Origin of the sequence: Streptomyces inhibens, from assembly GCF_003389455.1 — a bacterium.
Taxonomy (GTDB): Bacteria; Actinomycetota; Actinomycetes; order Streptomycetales; family Streptomycetaceae; genus Streptomyces; species Streptomyces inhibens.
In genome coordinates this window covers 23,633-42,865 of record NZ_QUAC01000028.1, presented here as the reverse complement: position 1 = coordinate 42,865, position 19,233 = coordinate 23,633, and the positions used below count along the sequence as shown (strand labels likewise).

Here is a 19,233-nt window from a genome sequence, read left to right as displayed (position 1 = left end):
CCCCCTACCGTGCGGCCACCCAGGCGACGAGGCGTCAAACGGACGGCAAGGGGCCCTGCATCTGCTCGCTGATCCAGTGCAGCGAGTCGGCCATGCGCTGGATGTAGGTGTGCCCGCTGTGCACACCATCCGGTATTTCGAAGAGCGTGGAGTGGATCGGCCCGCCGGTGTACTCGCTGATGAAGCGCTTCACATCGGGCACCGCATCCTCCTTGCTGCCCAGCTCGAAGGCCAGATAGACCTCCGGGCCGCCCCGCGCGGCCAGCTGCCGGGCCAGATGGCGTGGGTCGTTGGCGCGCATCTCGGCCGGATACCCCTGCCACATCGGCGAATCCGGCACCGTGTCAGGGCCGTTGACGATGGCCGCCTTGAATTTCCCCGGCTGCTTGAGCACGGCCTTCAGCGCGGCGAAGCCACCGGACGAGGACCCCATGAACGCCCAGCCGTCACGGCTGCCGTACGTACGGAAGTTGGCCCGCGCGAAGTCCGGCACATCCTCGGTCAGCCAGGTGCCCATCTTCGGCTGCCCCGGGATGTCGCTGCCGTCGTAGTACTTCTTGGCGGGATTGAGCACCGGCATCACCACGATGAACGGCAGCGTCTTGCCCTGCTTCGACCACTCCGCGATCCGCTCCTCCAGCGCGAACGGTGCCCCGGCCCAGTAGTTGAACGGATAGCCATAGGCACCGGGCAGCGCGATCAGCACCGGGAAACCGCTCTTGGCGTACTGCGGCTGGTGGTACTGCGGGGGCACCCAGGCCCATATGTCGCCGGTGAAACCGGACTTGCGGCCGTGCCACTTCGTCGTCACGACCTGTGTGCCGTCATCCCCCGTCGTACGGAACGGGGTGAAGACGGAGCGCGGGCCACGGGGCGGCACCACCCGGGGCTTGCCGTTGATCGCGTCCGCGGCGTGGGCCCGCAGCCGTGGCACGCTCGATGCGTCGACGACGTCCCCGCCGCTGCCGCAACCGGCCAGCAGCCCCAGAGCCACCACACTCACCGCAGCACCGACGCGCAGGCACTTCATCGGGACGTTCTCCTTGGATCCTTGGGCCGGCCGCGGGCAACCACGCTGCCACCGCGAGACCGGTCGAAAGACACCACCTTAAGATCGGCCGGAGCGCTCTCGACGCCCACCCCGGCCCTGGTGACCTGCGGGTCCGCTCTTCCGTGCGCTCAAGGACGTGGACCGTCACGTCAAATGCACCGACCGCGTTTCCCTCGTTAGATACGGCTGCTGCCTGTTTACCGGACGGTCGGTTCTGGCATGGTTGGTTCCCAGTTCGGAAGGGCGCGGCGCTGTGCCGTGGTTGGGGATGACCGATGACCGCGTGGGCCGATCACTGGCCACTGCCCGCCGTTGTGGGACGGGCCGTTGAGCACGAGCACGTATCCGGTCTGCTGGGCAACGCTCCGCTGGTGACGCTCACCGGAGCCGCCGGAGTGGGCAAGAGCGTCCTGGCCCGTGCCGTGCTGGAGGAGCACTGCGCCCGGCACGACCGCACGGTCATCCGGGTCGGCTGCTGGGACGGTCTGGCCGAGGGCGGGCTGACCGAGGCGCTGCTCCGGGCGGCGGGGCTGCCGGACACCGCCCGCCGGGACGCCGCCGAGGCGCTCGCCCGGCGTACGGCACATCCCTGCGTCAGCAGGCCGGCGCGCGGCCGGACGGACCGGGCGGATGCCCCAACGGCCGTTTCCCCGGCGGGCGGTACGGCCCTCGCGGCGCTCGCCGCGCACTGCCGGCAATACCGCGCGACCGTGCTGCTGGACGACTGCGACCCGCTGCTCGACGAGTGTGTACAGCTGGTCCGGCGGCTGCTGCGGGCGGAACCGGCGCTGCGGGTCGTGGTGACCGCGCGCCGCGCCCTGGGCCTGCCCGAGGAGCAGGTCGTCGAGATCGCGCCGCTCCCGGTGACGCTGGGCGAGGGGATCGCCGGACCGGCCGTCGAGCTGCTGGCCGCGCGGACCGGGCCCGCCGCGCCGGAGCTCCTGGTCGCGGTGTGCCAGGCGCTGGAGGGCTCCCCGCTGGCGATCGCGCTGGCCGCACAGCAGCTGGACCGGATGTCGCTGCCGCAGCTCGCGGCGCAGGTGGGCGCGGACGGTCCGCTCCTGTACTCGGGGCCGGCGGCGACCGTGCGGCACACCTCGCTCTACGCCGCTCACGCCGCGGGCTACGCCCTCTGCTCGCCCACCGACCGGCGGGTCTGGGCGAGACTCTCGGTACTCCCCGGAGATTTCGACCCCTGGCTCGCCGGCTGCGTCTGCACCAGCAGTGACGTTCCTGCAGCCGCGGTCGACGGCGCGCTGGAACGGCTCCGTACGGCCTCGGTCGTCGAACGCGTACGGGAGGCCGGCGGCGCCCACCAGGACAGCGGGGCCGCGCTGCCGCCGCGCTACCGACTCCCCCGCGCCGCCCGCGACTTCGGCCGGACCCAGCTGCGCGAGGCGGGCGAGGAGCTGGCGGCGCTGCGCCGGTTCCGGCAGGCCTGCGCGGCGCTCGCGGCCGAGGCGCAGATCGCCTGGCAGGGCCCCAACCAGCAGGTCGCGGTCCGTCTGGTGGAGGACGAGCTGCACAACCTGGACGCGGCGCTGACCCGCCCCCCGCAGGACGCGGAGGATGCGCTCAGCGCGCTGGAGATCGCGGTCTCGCTGTGGTTCCACTGGGCGGCCTGCGGCTTCCGCCGCGAGGGGCGGGCGCATCTGGACCGGCTGCTGCTGCTCTCCCGGGACGACACCGCGCTGCGGGCCCGTGCGCTGTGGCTGGCCGGCTATCTGGCGGCGCAGGAACATGCGCTCGCCACCGCGGAGGCGCTGCTCGACGAGGCGTGGTCGGCGGCCGTGATGCATGCGGACTCCGATGGGCTGGCCCGTATCGCGCATGTGCACGGCGTGCTGGCGCTGTACCGCGAGGACACCGCGGCGGCCGTGGTGTGTCTGGAGGAGGCGGCCCGGCACCGCTCCAGGGATCCGTGGTACGGCCCGGGGCCCGCCCACAGCTGGGCGCTGCTCGCCATCGCCCTGCCGGCGCTCGACGCGGAGCGGGCGAAGGCGGCGGCCCGCCGCGCCTGGGAGAGCCGGCACTCCGACGGCGATTTCTGGCTGTACTCGACGATCCTGTACGCGCAGGCCCTGATCGAACGGGCCCACGGCGACCCGGCGGCGGCGCTGCGGGCCTGCCGTAAGGCGCTGGTGGCCAAGAAGCTCATCGGCGACCCGCTGTTCATCGCGGGGGTCCGCAACATGCTGGCCGCTCTGCGGCGTGAGGTGCGCGGCGGGGCGGGGGCGTCGCGGCCCGACGAGGGGGGCCGGTGGTGGCAGCGCGGCGGCTCCGGACCGGCGGCGCGGCCCTTCTTCTCACGGCTGCGGGCCAGGTCCTGAGGCCCGAGAGGGCTCCGGTGTCCCGCCGGGCCGGTGGCCACGCTGTGTGACGCACCGACCCCGTTCGGGATGCGGGAGCGACCGGCCGGTCGCATGCTGGAGGGTATGAAGCGTGCCCCCGTGATCGTGCATCCGCCTTCCACAGGCGGTCGCCGTGTGACGCTCTACGGACAGGATCTGGGACGAGCGCTGCGCCCTGGTGACGTGGCCGCGATCCTGCGCCGGGCCGGTTTCTGCACCGCGAAGTTCGTCTGGGACGACACCGGCGTCTTCGAATGGCGTGACGGCGGACCCGACATCTGGTCGATGCCCTGATGTGCACCGCTCCTCAACCGATCAAAACAATCAACTGAGTTGAGCCTCTTGAACGTGTGACGCCCCGCGTGCAGAAACCGCCCGGCAGTCATGGCCGGGAGCGCCGGGCGCGCGTCAGTCGACCGTCGCGGCGACCGGGGCCTCCGCCGCCTCGCGCGCGGCGGCCGCCTTCTTCGCCCGGCGCTTCATGACGATGAACGAGCCGACACCGAAGAGCACGGCGGCGACCAGCCCGTACGACGAGAAGCGCTTGAGCCACGGCTCGGCGACGATGCCCACGTAGTAGATCAGCGCGGTCGTGCCGCCGGCCCAGATGATGCCGCCGAGGACGTTGGCGATCAGGAACTTCCAGTACGCCATCTTCAGTACACCGGCGAGCGGGCCGGCGAAGATGCGCAGCAGCGCGACGAAGCGGCCGAAGAAGACCGCCCACATGCCCCACTTGTCGAACTTCGCCTCGGCCATGGCGACATGGTCGGGACCGAAGTGCTTGGGGAACTTCCGGCCGGCCCACAGCAGCAGGGGCTGGCCGCCCTTGCGTCCGATCAGATACCCGATGGAGTCACCGACGATCGCGCCCACGGAGGCGCAGGCGCCGAGCACGAACGGGTTGATGTGATCCTGTGTCGCGGCGAGAATCGCCGAGCTGACGAGGACGATCTCGCCGGGCAGCGGAATGCCCAGGCTCTCCAGTCCGATGACCACCCCCACCAGGAGGTAGACGCTCACGGCCGGTACGGTCTCGAGCCACTCCTGGATGTGCAACGCCGATTCCTCCGCTGGTGTAGGGCCCCCGTGTGGGCCGTTGCCCGACGTCCATGACTCGGCGCCGGTCGATCCCCTGGCGCGCCGCAGCGCGCCCGGGAAGCGTACTCGATCGCACCGTCAGCGGGCCGAAACCACGTGCGCCGAGCGACATCGGGCGCCGCGGCACGAGGACGGCCCGCCGCGCGGTGCACGGCGGGCCGGGAAGATCGCTACGCGGATCGGCTCACTTATTGGGGCGCAGGGTCCACACGATGCTCATCTCGCCGGTCACCGCGCCGTCCTCGCGGGTGATCGCGATGTTCACCGGGAACTCCGGACGTCCGCCGGCGTCGAGCTCGGCGACCACCTCGGCCACCGGGCGGCCCAGCTCCGCGGTGGCGGTGACCGGCCCCATGGCGAGCTTCTTGTAGCCGATCTCGGCGCGCACGGCCAGCGGCACCGCGCGGCCGAGCTGGTCACCGAAGGCCGTCATCACGATCGCGCCGCTCGCGGACTCGGCGAGGGTGAACATCGCGCCGGCGTGCGGTCCGCCGACGTGGTTGTGGAAGTCGGACTGGTCGGGCATGCGGACCACGGCGCGCTCGGCGGTGGTCTCGGTGAACTCAAGGTTCAGGGTGCGGACCATCGGCACGGATGCCGCCATCATTTCGCCGATCGACGGCAGGGTCTCGGAGGACATGGCACCATGTTACCTAGCGGTAGCTTAGGTGTGAAGAGCCGGCCTCGATCTGGGCGTCGGGACCCGTGCGGCCGCCCGGCGATAACGCCGTGCCGACGGCCCCCTGCCGCGCATATCGTTGACGCCCATGTGGCGACAACAGCAACGCGGCAGGGACGGGCGGACGCGGTACCGGTTGGCCCTCCCGAGCTGGGCGGGGCGCAACTATCTGCTGCTCACCGGCGCCACGGTGATCGCGAACCTCGGCAGCTCCGGCGCGCTGATCGCCACCGCCTTCGCGGTGCTCGCCGCCGGCGGCAACGCCACCGACGTCGGCCTGGTCGCCGCCGCCCGTACGGTCCCGCTCGTCCTGTTCCTGCTGATCGGCGGCGCGGTCGCCGACCGGCTCCCCCGGCATCGCGTCATGGTCGCCGCGAACGCCCTCAACTGCGTCTCCCAGGGCCTGTTCGCGCTGCTCGTGCTGGCCGGAGAGCCGCGGCTGTGGCAGATGGCGGTGCTGGCCGCGCTCGGCGGCACCGGGCAGGCGTTCTTCGCGCCCGCCTCCGAGGGCATGGTCCTGGCCAGCGTCTCCGGCGATCACGCGGGGCGCGCCTTCGCCGTGTTCCGTATGGGCATGAACGGCGCGAGCATCGGCGGCGCGGCGCTCGGCGGCGCACTGGTCGCCGCGGTCGGCCCCGGCTGGGTGCTGGCGATCGACTCGGCCTCCTTCGCCCTCGCGGCGGCGCTGCGCGCATTCCTCGACGTCAGCGGGGTGCCCGCGCGTGCTCCCGGCGGCGGGATGCTGCGCGATCTGCGGGACGGCTGGCGGGAGGTCGCCTCCCGGCCCTGGCTGTGGGCGGTGGTGGTGCAGTTCTCGCTCGTCAACGCGGTGGTGTCGGCGGCCGAGGCGGTCTACGGACCGCTGGTCGCGGAGCAGCATCTGGGCGGGCCCGGCCCCTGGGGGCTGGCGCTGGGTGCGTTCGGCGCGGGCACCGCGAGCGGTGCCCTGCTGATGACCAAGTTCAGACCGCGCCGCATCCTGCTCGTCGGCTCACTGTGCGTCTTTCCGCTCGCCCTCCCGTCCGCCGCGCTCGCCGTACCGCTGCCGGCGGCCGGACTCACCGCGATCATGTTCGGCACCGGGATCGCGATCGAGGTCTTCGCGGTGACGTGGATGATGGCGCTGCACCAGGAGATTCCCGAGGAGAAGTTCTCCCGGGTCTCGTCCTACGACTGGCTCGAATCCCTCGGCATGGTCCCGTTGGCGACCGCGCTGGCCGGCCCCGTACAGGACCTCATCGGCCGGACGACCGCACTGTGGTGCTGCTCGGCGCTGATCGTGCTGCTGACGGCGGCGGTGCTGTGCGTGCCGGATGTGCGGCGGCTGACGCGGCGTACGACGCCGGAGGCAGTGGCAGTGGCAGTGGCCGGGGAGAATGCGCCCGCACGCGACGGCGCGGAGACGGCATGAGCGATCCGTCCCGCGCCGCAGCTCTCAGCCGACGCTGAACGCCCCTTCCGGCGGCACCGGGGACGCCACCGCCTCGGCATCCCGTACGGGCACCGCGTCCGCGATCAGCCGCCGCAGCGACGCACCGTGCTCGACCCGGGCCGGGAACACATCACCGGCCACCCGCCGGGCCAGCGCGGCGATCGGGAGCTCGGCGCGCGAGGCGAGCAGCACGGCGTTGCCGAAACGGCGGCCGCGCAGCACCGAGGGCTCGGCGATCAGCGCGAGATGCTCGAAGACCGTGGCGAAGTTGGCGAGTTGGCCGCGCAGAAAGCCGAAGGGCGCGCTGTCTGCGAGGTTCGCCGCATAGCAGCCGTCCGGTCGCAGCACCCGGGCGGCGGCTCGTACGTACTCGACCGAGGTGAGATGCGCCGGCACCCGCGAGCCGCCGAAGACATCCGCCACGATGACATCGGCGCTGTCCTCCGGCGCCGTCTCCAGCGCCGTACGGGCGTCCATCGCACGCACCGCGATGCCGCAGTCGCCGGGCAGCGGCAGCTCCTCCGTCACCAGCGCGAGCAGCCCGCGGTCGGCTTCGATGACGTCCTGCCGGGAGTGCGGACGGGTGGCGGCCAGATAGCGCGGCAGGGTCAGCGCCCCACCGCCCAGGTGCAGCACATCGAGCGGCCGCTCCGGGGCGGCCGCCTCGTCCAGGACGTGTGCGAGCCGGCGCACATACTCGAATTCGAGATGGGTGGGCGCGTCGAGGTCGACGTACGACTGGGGTGCGCCGTCCACCGTGAGCAGCCAGGCGCGCGGCCGGTCGACGTCCGGCAGCAGCTTGGCGGTGCCGCAGTCCACGGTCCGGGTGACGGGTATCGGCTCAGGTGCTTCGTCCACCGTCCCATTGTGCCGGTGCGGGCACGGCGTCCCGGCCGCGGTACGTCCGGTCCTGGCCCCGTACGTCTGGGGCCCTGGCCCCGTACGTCCGGTCGTCAGTCCGACCAGACCTGCCGGATCTCCGCGACATGGTCGGCCGCCTGCCGGCGCCCCGCGCGGGCCGCGTCGGCGCGCTTGGCGGGGTCCAGGACGTTACGGCCGAACGCCGACCTCGCCGCACGGTCGGGAGTGATCACGCACACCCGGGCGCCCTCGCGCGCCAGCTGCGCACCCTGCGACCGCGGTCCGGCGATCGGCCCGCCGCTGACCGCCATCGGCGCGACGACCACCACCCGGCCGTATCCGGCGGCCAGATCGGCATTGGCGCTGGAGTGCACCCCGCCGTCGATCCACCGTGTGCCATCGATGCTGACCGGCGGATAGATGCCGGGGACCGCGCAGCTCGCACCCACCGCGTCGAGCAGCGGCACACCGCTGGTGTCGTCGAAGGCGGTGCGCTCACCCGTGGCCGCGTCCACCGCCGTGATCACCAGCCGGCGGGTCGGCCAGTCGGTCAGGTCCAGGGTCCGGGCGATCACCGCGCGCTGCTCCGCCTCGGGGACGGTACGGGCCGCGAGCGCCAGCTTTCCCATCCGCACGCCGAACGACACGGTGTCCCGGGAGCGCAGCGCGATGGCCGCGAACCGGGCCAGTGCGGCCGGCCCCATCCGGGCGGCCGACCGGCCCTCGGGCGCGGCGAGCTGGTGCTCGTACATCGCCTCCGGGGTGAGGTGCTCCGCGGCCAGGTGGGCGCCGACGATCGATCCGGCGGAGGTGCCGACGACGACATCGGCGTCGGCGAGGTCGATGCCCGCGTCCGCGAGACCGGCGAGCATGCCGACCTCCCAGCCGATTCCGGTGAGCCCTCCGCCGCCCAGGACCAGTGCCGTACCCGCCATCAGACGTCCCTCCCGTGTCCTGGCTGCCGGCCCGCACCACGCGGCGCAGCCGGGCCACCCTGTCCATCCGTCCAACCATTGATCCGGGCGAGCAGTCTCGCACTCCACCGGCCGTCGGGACAGCACATGACGGCGCCCCGCACCTGGGAAGGTACGGGGCGCAGCCCTAGGACGGCACGCGGTGCCTCACTCCTCGACGGTGCGCACCGTGCCCGCGCCGACGGTCCGGCCGCCCTCGCGGATGGCGAAGCCGAGGCCTGTCTCCAGCGGCACCTCCCGGCCCAGTTCGACCGACACCGTCACCGTCTCACCCGGGCGGGCGACGGCGCGCTCGCCGAGGTCGAGGTTGCCGACCACGTCCGCGGTGCGGATGTAGAACTGCGGGCGGTAGCCGGTGGACAGCGGCGTCCGGCGGCCGCCCTCCTCGGTGGAGAGCACATACACCTCGGCGGTGAAGCGGCGCCGCGGAGTGACGCTGCCGGGCGCGGCGACCACATGCCCGCGGCGCACCTGGTCGCGGTGGAGCCCGCGCAGCAGCAGCGCGACATTGTCCCCGGCCTCGGCGGACTCCATGGGCTTGCCGAACGTCTCCAGCCCGGTGACCGTCGTCTCGGTCTCCGCGCCGAGCACGGCCACCCGGTCGCCGACCCGCACCGTGCCGCGCTCGACGGCCCCGGTGACGACCGTGCCGCGCCCGGTGATGGTCAGCACGTTCTCCACCGGCAGCAGGAACGGTGCGTCGACATACCGCTCGGGCATCGGGACATAGGTGTCCACGGCGTCCAGCAGCGCGTCGATCGCCGCCGTCCAGCGCGGGTCGCCCTCCAGGGCGCGCAGCCCCGAGACCCGTACGACGGGTACGTGCTCCCCGTCGTAGCCGTGCGCGCTCAGCAGCTCGCGCACCTCCAGCTCCACCAGGTCGGTGAGCTCCGGGTCGCCGGCGTCGGCCTTGTTGAGGGCGACGACGATGTGCCGTACGCCCACCTGCTTGGCGAGCAGCACATGCTCGGCGGTCTGCGGCATGATCCCGTCGAGCGCGGAGACGACGAGGATCGCGCCGTCGAGCTGCGCCGCGCCGGTCACCATGTTCTTGATGAAGTCGGCGTGGCCGGGCATGTCGACATGCGCGTAGTGCCGGGTGCCGGTCTCGTACTCGACATGCGAGATGTTGATGGTGATCCCTCGGGCGGCCTCCTCCGGGGCCCGGTCGATCCGGTCGAACGGGACGAAGGTGCCGCTCCCCCGGTCGCTGAGGACCTTGGTGATGGCCGCGGTCAGCGTGGTCTTGCCGTGGTCGACGTGGCCCATGGTGCCGATGTTCAGGTGCGGCTTGGTGCGTACGTATGCCGTCTTGGGCATGGTGTTCTTCCTCGCAACAATGCGGTGAGGACGGCGACTTGGCGCCGTGGGGACCCCTGGACCCGGCCGACCCTCCCCCTGCGGGGTCCGCCGGACAATCCGGAGAGGGTCAGCTTCGGACGCCGTCTGCCGCTGCAGCGGCCGGGACGGCTGCTGCTGCGACGGCGGTGGCTGCTGCCACCATGGCGGCGCCTGCGGGTGCGCAGTCCGCTGCGGCGATGGCCGCGAGGAGGTCGACGGCAGCCTTCGGCTCGTCCGCGACTGCGGACGGGAGCGGGAGGAAGGCGTGCCGGAACATGCGTCCTATGGTGCCGAGCGGCCGCGCCGGCGTCGAACGATTTATCAGGTGGCGGCGTTGGCGCACCGTACAGAGGGTGCGAAGGGAAGGGGCCCGCCGTACAGGTGCTCGCCTTACGGATGAAGAAGTCCCGGTACCCGGCCCGGCGCAGGCAGTACGCGAAGAGCCGGTCCGCGTCCGTACGCTCCTTGAACCGCAGTTGATGCAGCAACGCGGTTCACGACCACGCGGGCAGGATTACGGCTCCTGGACACCCTTGTCGGTTACGCTCCCGGGATGCTCGAACCCGCCGCAACGCCCGACGGCCTCGCCGCGCGCTGCACGCGTGTGCTGTTCTCCCCCTGGTCCCGGCTGGGCCTGCTGCTCACCCTGCTGGCCTGCGCCGCGGCCGCGATGCTGCTGTGGCAGCCGCAGCGCCTGCTGGCGGGCGGCTGGCCGACGCAGATGTCCGGCCCGGCCGCGTTGGTGGTCTTCGCGCTGGCGTACGCCGTGTGCACCACCGCCTTTGTCCCGCGCCCGGTCCTCAACATCGCCGCGGGTGCCCTCTTCGGCAGCGAGTCCGGTCTGGCCACCGCACTCGCCGGTACGGTGCTGGGCGCCGGCCTGGCCTTCGGACTCGGCCGGCTGCTCGGCCAGGACGCGTTGCGCCCGTTGCTGCGCGCCCGCTGGCTGACCGCCGCCGACCGGCAGTTGAGCGAACACGGCTTCCGTTCGATGCTGGCGATCCGGCTCTTCCCCGGACTGCCGTTCTGCGCCACGAACTACTGCGCCGCGGTCTCCCGTATGGGCTGGTTCCCCTATCTCCTCGCGACGGCGCTCGGCAGCATCCCGAACACCGCGGCGTACGTCATCGCGGGCGCGCGCGCCTCGACACCCACCTCCCCCGCGTTCCTCCTCTCCATGGGCTTCATCGCCCTCAGCGGACTGGCCGCGCTGATCGTGGCCTGGTGCAAACGCAAGGCACTGCGCGGACACTGAACGCGGGCCGGACGACACGGGTTCTGTGGCTGGGCTACCACTGGGCAGGCACAGTCCGTCCAGGACCCCTTGGCCACCCGGACATCTTCGGACGTTACGCTGCCCGGGTCGGCGGTGACCCACCTCTGCCGCCGTCGTCCGTTTTCTCCCCGCTCGCGCAGGTAAGCGCTTGATCACCCTTGGACAGCGTACTTTCCATGACTTGGTTTGAATCTTTCGTCCTCGGACTCGTCCAAGGGTTGACCGAGTTCCTGCCCATCTCCTCCAGCGCGCATCTCCGCCTGACCGCGGCGTTCGCCGGCTGGCAGGACCCCGGCGCGGCCTTCACCGCCATCACCCAGATCGGCACCGAAGCGGCCGTCATCATCTACTTCCGCAAGGACATCGGGCGGATCATCTCGACCTGGTCCCGCTCCCTGTTCAACCGGGAGCTGCGGCACCACCACGACGCCCAGATGGGCTGGCTGGTGATCGTCGGCTCGATACCGATCGGCGTGCTGGGCATCACGCTCAAGGACGCCATCGAGGGCCCGTTCCGCGATCTGCGGCTGATCGCGACCACGCTCATCGTGATGGGTGTGGTGCTCGGCATCGCCGACCGGCTGGCCGCCCGCGACGAGACCGGCGGCCGGCACCGCGCCGTCAAACAGCGCAAGACCCTCACCGACCTCAGCATCAAGGACGGCCTGCTGTACGGCGTCTGCCAGGCGATGGCCCTCATCCCCGGCGTCTCCCGCTCCGGCGCCACCATCAGCGGCGGTCTGCTGATGGGCTACACCCGCGAATCTGCCGCCCGCTACTCCTTCCTGCTCGCCATCCCGGCCGTACTGGCCTCCGGCGTCTTCGAACTCAAGGACGCCGGCGAGGGCCATGTCTCCTGGGGCCCCACCATCTTCGCCACGATCATCGCCTTCGTCGTCGGCTACGTCGTGATCGCCTGGTTCATGAAGTTCATCTCGAACAAGTCCTTCATGCCCTTCGTCATCTACCGAATCCTCCTCGGCATAGCCCTGTTCGCCCTGGTCGCCTCGGGGACCCTGTCACCGGACGCGGGCGAAACGGCGGGCTAGACAGCTCGCATCAGGGTCGGCCGGCGCCCTTCCCGCACAGCCACGTCTTGGTAGTTCCTCGTAGAAATTTGCATCTCTGCGCAGGTATTTACCTAGATCATCTCCCACTCGTCTCCCATCTCCCACTTGCGGGCGACGAAAAGCCGACCCCGGATCACCCACTTGGGAGGTGGGGTTGGCGATCCGGGGCCGGCGTCTTGCCCAATCGAGCCCCGACCTCGGCGCTGGCGCGCCGGACGGTGGCTCGGATTGGTGACCTAACGTGCTGCCTATGCGTGGCGCAGGAGCGGCGTTCCTGCCGATGGCGAGTGACCGCCAATGGGCAGCCTGTGCAGCTACCACCGACAGCGCCTGCAGCCGGCAGCGTCTTGATATATCAAGCGGACCCCGCGGGCGAAACGGCGGGCTGAGCGAACGGAAAACAAGCCCCCAAGAGGAGCGGCACCAGTCGCTCGGCGGGCTACTCGATGCCCTGCGCCCGGGCGTTGGCCAGCAGAGCCTTCAGCCCGTCGATGTCGTGGCCGACGAGCTTGCCCATGTTCGCGGCCGTCCTGTAGCCGCCGTTGGGACTGCACATGATCGGCGTGTTGCCGTAGGCGGTGGCCACGCACTCGTAGTCGGCAGCCTTGCCGTCCCTGTTGAGGTCGACGTTCGGATGGTCGAGGCCCAGGGCATGCAGCGGCTCGTGGACGATCGTGTTGCGCAGCTTGTACGTCTGCATCGGCCACGTGCCATCCCAGTACTCGGAGTCGATGGCGACGATGCCGCCGGCGCCGACACCCTTCGGTGGGTTGGGGCAGGGCATGCCCTGGCTGTAGCCGCCGCGCCCCATAGGCCGGTACATCTCCGTGATCTGGATGTGGCCGACCGGGCCGCACTTGCTGGGGTCGACGGTCTCGACGCCACCGATCTTCAGGTGAACACGGGCCGCGTTGATCTGGGATACGGCAGCCGTCAGATAGGGCGTGTAGCGGGTCTTCATGGCGGCCGTGGCGAAGGTGATCGTGTACTGACGGCTGGGACTGAGGCTGGTGACGCCCAGTTGGGTGGCCAGCTTCCACCCGATGCCCTTGGTGGTGATCGTCGCCGCCTGAGTGGGTGTGGCGGCGAGCGCACACGCGCTCGCCGCGAGGGCCGCAGCTAAGACCAGGGTCTTCCGCATGGGTTCTCCTTATGAAGTTGTGGGGGGAGTGTGACGGTCCTTTCGCGAGTCAGACGCACGAGCCGCAAGAATAGTTACATCGCCAACTAGATCATTTGCAACGGGAGTTGAGCAGACACAGCACAACGCCCCGCACCCTGAAGGTGCGGGGCGAAGCGAAGAGTCGATGGCCTGCGCCTTCCGACTACGAGACAGCCACGCTCTCGTCGGCCCATTCGAAGAAGTCGATGTCGCCTGCGGCCCAGCTTCTGATGCGTTCCTGATCTTTCCTCGGCAGATGACCGACCCCCTCCGGCAGGCGTGCGGGCTGCCGCAGGGTCCGCGCTCTCATGAAGTCATTCAGCACCGAGTGGGATTCCGCGATCACACCTGGTTGGTTCTGCGCCATCAATTCGCAGAATGCCATGGTGAGGTACGCCAAACCGGCCCTCGCGTCAACCGAGTAGCGCGGCGACCTCAGCAACGCCGTGGAAACGGTGCGACTGCTGCGCTCACTGCCTTTGAAAAGGGCGTAGGGAGGAGTGGGAGCATCCTCCGGAACGATGTCGTCCGGGGTAAGCGCAGCCAGCTGCTCAAGGATCCGAGCGCATCGATCGCGTGTCGGTTGGTCGGTGGCCGGGTCGGCGAGCCGGCGCATGAGCCACATGGCGGTGCACGACTCTCCGCCGCCGCGCAGATAGTACAGCCCGCCCTCGAAGAGCCGGCTCAGCCGGCCGGCAAAGCCGAGTTCACCGGTCAGGCCGATCACGCCCTCCTGGAGACAGTTCTCCCATGCCCAGAGGTTCGTATTCATGATCCGCACGAATTCGGACGGGCGATCGTCCCGGAAGCGCACGAAGGCTTGCGCGACCATCCCTTGCATGGAATCGGCATGCCGGAAGTCGGCGCGCAACAGATGCTTTGCGAATTGGGCGTGCGTACCCTTCGTCAAGCACTGGACGACGCGGTCAGCGGTCAGCTGAAGAGCGCTCCCGTTGAGCATGATGATATCGGCGCTCTTCGCCAGGAACTCGACGAGCGCCGCGTCTTCCGCGGCCGAGCGGCCGGAGTTCGCGGCCAGGCAGTGATGGTAGACCAGCGAGGCACCGTACTGGAACTTCCCGCTGGCCAGCGACAGGCAGATCTGCGAGAAGATCTCAAGTCGGCCCGAGACGATATTGCGGGTGATTTCGTCCCCGACCTGCTCAGGAGAGTCGGCGTGCCGCACCAGGTATTGGGCGGCGAAGTACTCCTGGAAACTCTGATGCGTGAACGAGTAACGTTCCTCGCCGGGTATTCCTCCGACCACGTCGGTGAACATCCAGGCGCGACCGCGGCACAGGTCGATCATGCGTCGCGCGAGCTGCACCGCGGTTGCACGGTCCGGTACGGCTTCCTGCAACAGGTTCTTGGCCGCAACCTCGCGCACCTGACTTTCCGTCATTCCGTACTGGTATTCGGGGGTCAGAAGCGTGTGATAGGCGATCTCTGCGAGCACCACTTCGAAGGCTTCGATGTCCCATACCGGATCACCGATCCCCCGGTGCGAGTCCCAGGTGCGCAAGAGCAGTTCGACGCATTTTTTGTAGATCTTGGGGCGACTGCGCGGGATTTCGTTGTAACCGGCGTGCAGCAGACAGATCACCGCAAGCATCAACGGGTTCTGGCGTAAATCGGTGATCGTCTTGCTGTGTTCCATGAAGTTCTCTACCAGCTGGTCCACCGTCGCGTCGCGACCGCCGGCGCGTCGGACGAACCACTTTCCCACGTACTCCTTCACCTGGCCGTCGTTGAAGGGACGTAGCACGTAGTCGCAGAAGAGCTCTTGATCGAGCCGGACGGAGGAGTAGCCCAGTCGACGAGACGTCACCACGAAGCGGGACAGCGGGTAGACGTTGCTGGCTGCCTCGATCACATCGCTCACATCGCGGCCCCGGACGGTGGTCGGCACTTCGTCCAAACCGTCGAAGATGACCAGGGCCGAGCCGTTGAGCAAGAGTTCTTCGACCATTCCGGGCGGTGCCGGTTTCTGGTAAAGGTCGCGCAGCGCGCGCTCGATCTCCTCGACCAGGTTGACCCCGCCCCGACTGAACCGGATCTGCCGCACCTTGAGCAGAAAGGCCACTCCCTTACCACGTTCACACCATTGGCAGGCGAGTACCTGGCTCACGGTCGACTTCCCGGCACCGGGGTCGCCGAGGATCACCGTACGGTCCAAGGCGTCGAGCATATCGGCGAAATGCAGGCGCGAAACCGGCTCCCTGGTTCCCGTGGTGTCCGAGCTGCCGCTCACGTCCATCTGCAGCATGGCGGCATCCGGCTCGACAAAGATCTCGCGGTACGGAATGAGAGTCCGCAGTTCCAGGTCGGGAAGCTCTATTTTCTCGTTGCGGTACAGAAAGGCATCGAGGTATTCCTGCTGCCAGCGCTCTCGTTCCGCCGCTGAGGCTCGCCCCTTGCTCCGGAGGGCGGCCAAGTGACGTTCCACGCTGCTGATCGCGGCAAGTTCCAGGGTGTGCCCGGCCCACGAGAAGCCTCCGTCCGACTCGGACAGCGCGAGTCTCATGGAGGCCGCGACATCTCGGCAGCCGCGGTCCAAAGCGGCGAAGAGCGCCCGGAGGTACGGCGTGAGCGCGTGGACATCGGTACCGGCCAGGGACTCGGACAACAGAATGCCGAGCGCCTCCTCGATACGTTCGCGTTGCACCCGCCACACCACGTCGTGACGGTCCGGTGCGGCCTCCTCCCGGCTCTCCCCGATCGGCCAGGGGTCATCCGTGCAGAGGTGAATGGCGATCAGCTGACGCGCCAGGGCGGTGAACGTCGGCTGTTGCACGATGTGCTTGATCTGTGTGTCGGTCACGCCGGCGGGGAGCTCGTCCAGCAGGCCCAGCGTGCTGAGATTTCCCCGGTGCGGGCCTCCGAGATGCGCCAGCACGCTCGCGGCGTCCCGTGGTTTCTTGACGCCGCGCTTGATCAACTCGCGCCGGGCTCGGCCCAGCAGAGGTTGAACGGCTTCTCCTGCGATGCGTCCGGCGAGTGCAGTGGCAATGCTGCTGGCTGGGTCCACGCGCACATCATCGCCCTGGACGCACAGTTTTGTCAGAGGATCGCCACGATCCTTCACCTACCGCCGGACTTGCGGCCCTCGGCCATGCTCCAGAGACGCGGTTCGCCCCTCGGCTCCCGAAGCCGCTCGGCGCATCGTCGTCGACTGGGCCGATACCCACGGCCTGAAGGCCCGAATTCCGGGCCGCACCTCAGCTGACGAACGCCTCCTCCAGCACCGCAGCGATCTCCGCATCCCACCCTTCCGGCAACGGCGACTCCTCCACCGGCGGCAGCCCGTCCTTCTCCTTGAATCCGAAGTACGCGTGAACATGCTGCACTGGTGCCCCGCTCTCGAGAGCGGCCCGGATAGCCGCCTGCCGCAAGGCGTACATGCCGACCGTCACCCCGGCGGAGACCGCGGTGTTACGCACGATCCGCATGACCCGCTCGCGCCGCAACTGCGGCAGCAGAAAGTGGTCGGAATCGGCGTTCTGCGCCGCAAGGTACACATCCAGCGCCTGGCGGGCCGTTGGCGCGATCTGGATGGTGCGCGGCTCCCGTTCCGTGCCCGTAGTCAAGCGCGGTGCGGACGGTTCGTAGTCGGCGACGCGCAGGTCTTCCACCTCATCCGGTCGTAGGCCGGCGACCAGCGACAGGGTCACGGCGACATGCGCCAGGGGATCCGTGGACGACTCGGCGAGCAGGAGGCGGGCATCGGCCGGGGCAAGAGCAGGACGTTGGGTCAGCATGCGCAGCACCGTAGCTGCCTGGACTGACAGACCGCATCAGTGCTACGGCCCCTGTTACCGCTCTGAAAGCTCCGGCCGTCGCCACGCACTCTCAGAACGGGCCCGACCGGCGGGGTCGAGAACCGTCACACCGCCCGCCCCCCTGACTCACCGCGCGTCGCTCCGGGGGTGCATGAGTTCTCCGGCGATGCCCCCTGCGGGTGACTCGTGCCGCGGTACGTAAGGGCATTTCCAGTCATCTTCGGTGTAGCGGCCCGAGAAGTGGCGCGCCGGCTGCTCGTACTCGTAGTCCACAAAACTCGGATTGACCGAACCGTTGTTCGTCACCTCGCGCCGACGAATCGCGCCCTGCATCGAGTAGAACTTCTCACCGAGAAGCATGAACTGCGCGAGCGAATTGAAGGCGATGGCCGGCTTCACGAAACGGCGGCTGGCCCTCGACGATCCGGGGTGCATGCCCACGATGAAAAAGGCGTGCCCGCCGGCGTGAAACCCGAAGTTGGGCTGGGTCGGGTCGGACGTGGCGCCCCGTTCGAGGCCGTAGGTACGACTGTCGATGTCATGCATGAACTGAAGGTGCTGCCATATGAGCTCCTCATGGGCGAGCTCGTCGACAATGCCGGGTTCGTCGAACGTCGCCACAAAGGTGCGGAAACTCTGACTCGAAAGCGTTCGCGGTAATGCGAGGGCATAGTCCAGGAGGTCGCGGTAGGTGGCCCGTGCCGACTCCTCGTCGCCCAGGCATCGGTAGTGCCCATGGGTGAGGGCGTTCCTCTTCAGTGCCGCGCGGGCACCGAGGCAACTGAACTCCGTGGTCTGGATGAATTGTTCAAGTTCAAGACGGATGGCTGTGTCCGGCGTGTTCATCTCTCTCCCTGGTGTGCGCACGGAAGGACACGACCGCGGGACCGGTACCGCTCTGCTCGCGAGAACAAGATGCCGCCTCCTGACTGATCAACTGCTGTCGACATCGACAGTGAGGGGCGCAGGCCATCACGACAAGGGGCAAACCGGACACGAGTTGTACCGCGTCACGGTGGATGACCGATGTGCCGTCCAGCCTCGGTCAGAGGGGCGAGCAGTCGGCGTCAGTAGTGGTCAGGACCAGGACGCCTCGGCTGATGCACGAACTGTCCCATCGGCGCGACACCGGGCAGGCTTCAGCGGTAGCCGGTGTCGTCGGCGGGCAGGCCGCGGTCCTGGACCTCGACGAGGTAGCGCCAGCAGTCCGGCTGGGTACCGTCGGTGTCGGTGAACCCGTAGAGGGGGGCGAGTTGTCCGCTGGAGACGACCTTGCCCGTCCAGCGCGCTACATCCGGATCGCCGGCAAGTGCGGCAACCGCCCGTGCGACATAGGTCGGGGACTCGGCGATGCAGAAGCGCGGCACGTTGGCGGTCGCGTCCCGCCAGTTCTCCTCGGTGACGCCGAAGGCCTCGAGCATGTTCTCCGAGCGCAGCCAGCCGGGGGTCACCGCGACGGCGGAGGCCCGGTGCGGGGCGAGCTCATGGCTCTGGGCCAGGGTCATCCGCTGCACGGCGGCCTTGACCAGGTCGTAGTAGAAGCCCTCGTGGTGGCGGTAGGCGGCGTTGTACTCCGCGGTCCCGTCGGTCATCTCGATCACCAGCCCACCGGGGTGACGGATCAGCAGCGGCAGCGCGTGGTGGCTGGTGATCGCGTGCGTGTCGATGCCCATGCGCAGCATCCGCAGCCCGCCGGCGAGGTCGTGCTCCCAGAGTGTGGTGCCGAACTGGGCGTACGCATCGCCGCCGAAGATGTCGTTGACGAGTACGTCGAGGCGGCCGTGGTCCCGGTCGATGCGCCGGATGAGGTCGCGGACCTGATCGCTGTCCAGGTGGTCCACCCGCAGCGCCGTCCCGGTGCCCCCGGCCGCGGTGATCAGTTCGCCGGTCTTCTCGATCGTCTCCGGCCGGTTGATCTCCGACCGGCCCGCGGTCCGGCTGCTGCGCCCGGTGGCGTAGGCGACGGCGCCCGCGCGGACGAGTTCCACCGCGATCGCACGGCCGGCGCCTCGTGTGGCGCCGGCGACCAACGCCACCTTCCCGTTCAGCGCACCCGCCTGCGCTTCGCCCTTCGCCATGGCCCGGCCTGCTCCCTTCCCGTCGTCCCCGCCCCGGGACATCCGGGGGCGGACGCGTCGGCCTCAGGCATACCCGTA

The 19,233-nt window shown here is 69.6% G+C and carries 17 protein-coding genes and 1 pseudogene; 5 read left to right on the top strand and 13 right to left on the bottom strand.

Annotation, left to right across the window (positions count from 1 at the left end; genetic code table 11):
* Positions 1-34: 34 nt before the first annotated feature.
* Positions 35-1,030 carry an alpha/beta hydrolase gene (locus DY245_RS04690; protein ID WP_128503789.1) on the bottom strand — a complete coding sequence of 332 codons (996 nt, stop codon included), beginning with the start codon at positions 1,028-1,030 and terminating at the stop codon, positions 35-37.
* A gap of 296 nt (positions 1,031-1,326) precedes the next feature.
* Between DY245_RS04690 and DY245_RS04685 the strand changes: the two genes are divergently transcribed.
* Together DY245_RS04685 and DY245_RS04680 are read left to right on the top strand one after the other, a co-directional pair.
* The gene (locus tag DY245_RS04685) at positions 1,327-3,381 is read left to right on the top strand and encodes an ATP-binding protein (RefSeq protein ID WP_128503787.1); all 2,055 of its coding nucleotides are present in this window, start codon (positions 1,327-1,329) and stop codon (positions 3,379-3,381) included.
* A gap of 105 nt (positions 3,382-3,486) precedes the next feature.
* On the top strand, positions 3,487-3,696 hold the full coding sequence (locus tag DY245_RS04680; RefSeq protein WP_181923519.1) for a hypothetical protein: 210 nt from the start codon (positions 3,487-3,489) through the stop codon (positions 3,694-3,696).
* Between the two features lie 114 nt (positions 3,697-3,810).
* Here DY245_RS04680 and DY245_RS04675 read toward each other — a convergent pair whose 3' ends face one another.
* Positions 3,811-4,461, bottom strand: coding sequence for a DedA family protein (locus DY245_RS04675; protein WP_128503785.1), 651 nt, complete (start codon positions 4,459-4,461; stop codon positions 3,811-3,813).
* Between the two features lie 226 nt (positions 4,462-4,687).
* Positions 4,688-5,143, bottom strand: coding sequence for a DUF4442 domain-containing protein (locus DY245_RS04670; RefSeq protein ID WP_128503783.1), 456 nt, complete (start codon positions 5,141-5,143; stop codon positions 4,688-4,690).
* Positions 5,144-5,270: 127 nt separating this feature from the next.
* Here DY245_RS04670 and DY245_RS04665 point away from each other — a divergent pair, with 127 nt between their 5' ends.
* On the top strand, positions 5,271-6,593 hold the full coding sequence (locus DY245_RS04665; protein ID WP_128503780.1) for an MFS transporter: 1,323 nt from the start codon (positions 5,271-5,273) through the stop codon (positions 6,591-6,593).
* Positions 6,594-6,617: 24 nt separating this feature from the next.
* Here the strand turns inward: DY245_RS04665 and DY245_RS04660 are convergent, their stop codons facing one another.
* The 5 genes and pseudogenes from DY245_RS04660 to DY245_RS45790 all read right to left on the bottom strand — a co-directional run.
* Positions 6,618-7,472, bottom strand: a complete 855-nt coding sequence (locus DY245_RS04660; RefSeq protein WP_128503778.1) for a spermidine synthase — start codon at positions 7,470-7,472, stop codon at positions 6,618-6,620.
* A 95-nt stretch (positions 7,473-7,567) separates the two neighbouring features.
* The gene (locus DY245_RS04655) at positions 7,568-8,410 is read right to left on the bottom strand and encodes a patatin-like phospholipase family protein (RefSeq protein ID WP_128503776.1); all 843 of its coding nucleotides are present in this window, start codon (positions 8,408-8,410) and stop codon (positions 7,568-7,570) included.
* Between the two features lie 186 nt (positions 8,411-8,596).
* Positions 8,597-9,769 (bottom strand): elongation factor Tu, encoded by a 1,173-nt coding sequence (gene tuf / locus DY245_RS04650; protein ID WP_128503774.1) that lies wholly within the window; start codon positions 9,767-9,769, stop codon positions 8,597-8,599.
* 109 nt (positions 9,770-9,878) lie between these two features.
* Positions 9,879-10,067: a hypothetical protein gene (locus DY245_RS04645; RefSeq protein ID WP_128503772.1), complete on the bottom strand. Its 189-nt coding sequence runs from the start codon at positions 10,065-10,067 to the stop codon at positions 9,879-9,881.
* Positions 10,068-10,176: 109 nt separating this feature from the next.
* Positions 10,177-10,284 (bottom strand): annotated as a pseudogene (locus tag DY245_RS45790) (DNA alkylation repair protein); the annotation flags it as partial.
* A gap of 59 nt (positions 10,285-10,343) precedes the next feature.
* Between DY245_RS45790 and DY245_RS04635 the strand changes: the two are divergent.
* Both DY245_RS04635 and DY245_RS04630 read left to right on the top strand, forming a co-directional pair.
* Positions 10,344-11,045, top strand: a complete 702-nt coding sequence (locus tag DY245_RS04635) for a TVP38/TMEM64 family protein (protein WP_128503770.1) — start codon at positions 10,344-10,346, stop codon at positions 11,043-11,045.
* Between the two features lie 197 nt (positions 11,046-11,242).
* On the top strand, positions 11,243-12,115 hold the full coding sequence (locus tag DY245_RS04630) for an undecaprenyl-diphosphate phosphatase (RefSeq protein WP_128503767.1): 873 nt from the start codon (positions 11,243-11,245) through the stop codon (positions 12,113-12,115).
* Between the two features lie 460 nt (positions 12,116-12,575).
* Here the strand turns inward: DY245_RS04630 and DY245_RS04625 are convergent, their stop codons facing one another.
* From DY245_RS04625 to DY245_RS04605, 5 genes are all read right to left on the bottom strand, one after another.
* On the bottom strand, positions 12,576-13,277 hold the full coding sequence (locus DY245_RS04625) for a zinc metalloprotease (protein ID WP_128503765.1): 702 nt from the start codon (positions 13,275-13,277) through the stop codon (positions 12,576-12,578).
* Positions 13,278-13,461: 184 nt separating this feature from the next.
* Positions 13,462-16,326: an NACHT domain-containing protein gene (locus DY245_RS04620; RefSeq protein WP_128503763.1), complete on the bottom strand. Its 2,865-nt coding sequence runs from the start codon at positions 16,324-16,326 to the stop codon at positions 13,462-13,464.
* A gap of 190 nt (positions 16,327-16,516) precedes the next feature.
* On the bottom strand, positions 16,517-17,056 hold the full coding sequence (locus tag DY245_RS04615) for a tyrosine-type recombinase/integrase (protein WP_244942831.1): 540 nt from the start codon (positions 17,054-17,056) through the stop codon (positions 16,517-16,519).
* Positions 17,057-17,203: 147 nt separating this feature from the next.
* Positions 17,204-17,923, bottom strand: a complete 720-nt coding sequence (gntA, locus tag DY245_RS04610) for a guanitoxin biosynthesis heme-dependent pre-guanitoxin N-hydroxylase GntA (RefSeq protein ID WP_128503759.1) — start codon at positions 17,921-17,923, stop codon at positions 17,204-17,206.
* A 293-nt stretch (positions 17,924-18,216) separates the two neighbouring features.
* Positions 18,217-19,155 (bottom strand): SDR family oxidoreductase, encoded by a 939-nt coding sequence (locus DY245_RS04605; protein ID WP_128503756.1) that lies wholly within the window; start codon positions 19,153-19,155, stop codon positions 18,217-18,219.
* Positions 19,156-19,233 lie beyond the last annotated feature (78 nt).

Bases quoted from the DNA above. Each gene is read 5' to 3' on its own strand.
- DY245_RS04630 (WP_128503767.1), top strand. From the start codon at position 11,243: ATGACTTGGTTTGAATCTTTCGTCCTCGGACTCGTCCAAGGGTTGACC.
- DY245_RS04670 (WP_128503783.1), bottom strand. From the start codon at position 5,143: ATGTCCTCCGAGACCCTGCCGTCGATCGGCGAAATGATGGCGGCATCC.
- DY245_RS04685 (WP_128503787.1), top strand. From the start codon at position 1,327: ATGACCGCGTGGGCCGATCACTGGCCACTGCCCGCCGTTGTGGGACGG.
- DY245_RS04665 (WP_128503780.1), top strand. From the start codon at position 5,271: ATGTGGCGACAACAGCAACGCGGCAGGGACGGGCGGACGCGGTACCGG.
- DY245_RS04655 (WP_128503776.1), bottom strand. From the start codon at position 8,410: ATGGCGGGTACGGCACTGGTCCTGGGCGGCGGAGGGCTCACCGGAATC.
- DY245_RS04625 (WP_128503765.1), bottom strand. From the start codon at position 13,277: ATGCGGAAGACCCTGGTCTTAGCTGCGGCCCTCGCGGCGAGCGCGTGT.
- DY245_RS04645 (WP_128503772.1), bottom strand. From the start codon at position 10,067: ATGTTCCGGCACGCCTTCCTCCCGCTCCCGTCCGCAGTCGCGGACGAG.
- tuf (WP_128503774.1), bottom strand. From the start codon at position 9,769: ATGCCCAAGACGGCATACGTACGCACCAAGCCGCACCTGAACATCGGC.
- DY245_RS04680 (WP_181923519.1), top strand. From the start codon at position 3,487: ATGAAGCGTGCCCCCGTGATCGTGCATCCGCCTTCCACAGGCGGTCGC.
- DY245_RS04690 (WP_128503789.1), bottom strand. From the start codon at position 1,030: ATGAAGTGCCTGCGCGTCGGTGCTGCGGTGAGTGTGGTGGCTCTGGGG.
- DY245_RS04605 (WP_128503756.1), bottom strand. From the start codon at position 19,155: ATGGCGAAGGGCGAAGCGCAGGCGGGTGCGCTGAACGGGAAGGTGGCG.
- DY245_RS04615 (WP_244942831.1), bottom strand. From the start codon at position 17,056: ATGCTGACCCAACGTCCTGCTCTTGCCCCGGCCGATGCCCGCCTCCTG.
- DY245_RS04635 (WP_128503770.1), top strand. From the start codon at position 10,344: ATGCTCGAACCCGCCGCAACGCCCGACGGCCTCGCCGCGCGCTGCACG.
- gntA (WP_128503759.1), bottom strand. From the start codon at position 17,923: ATGAACACGCCGGACACAGCCATCCGTCTTGAACTTGAACAATTCATC.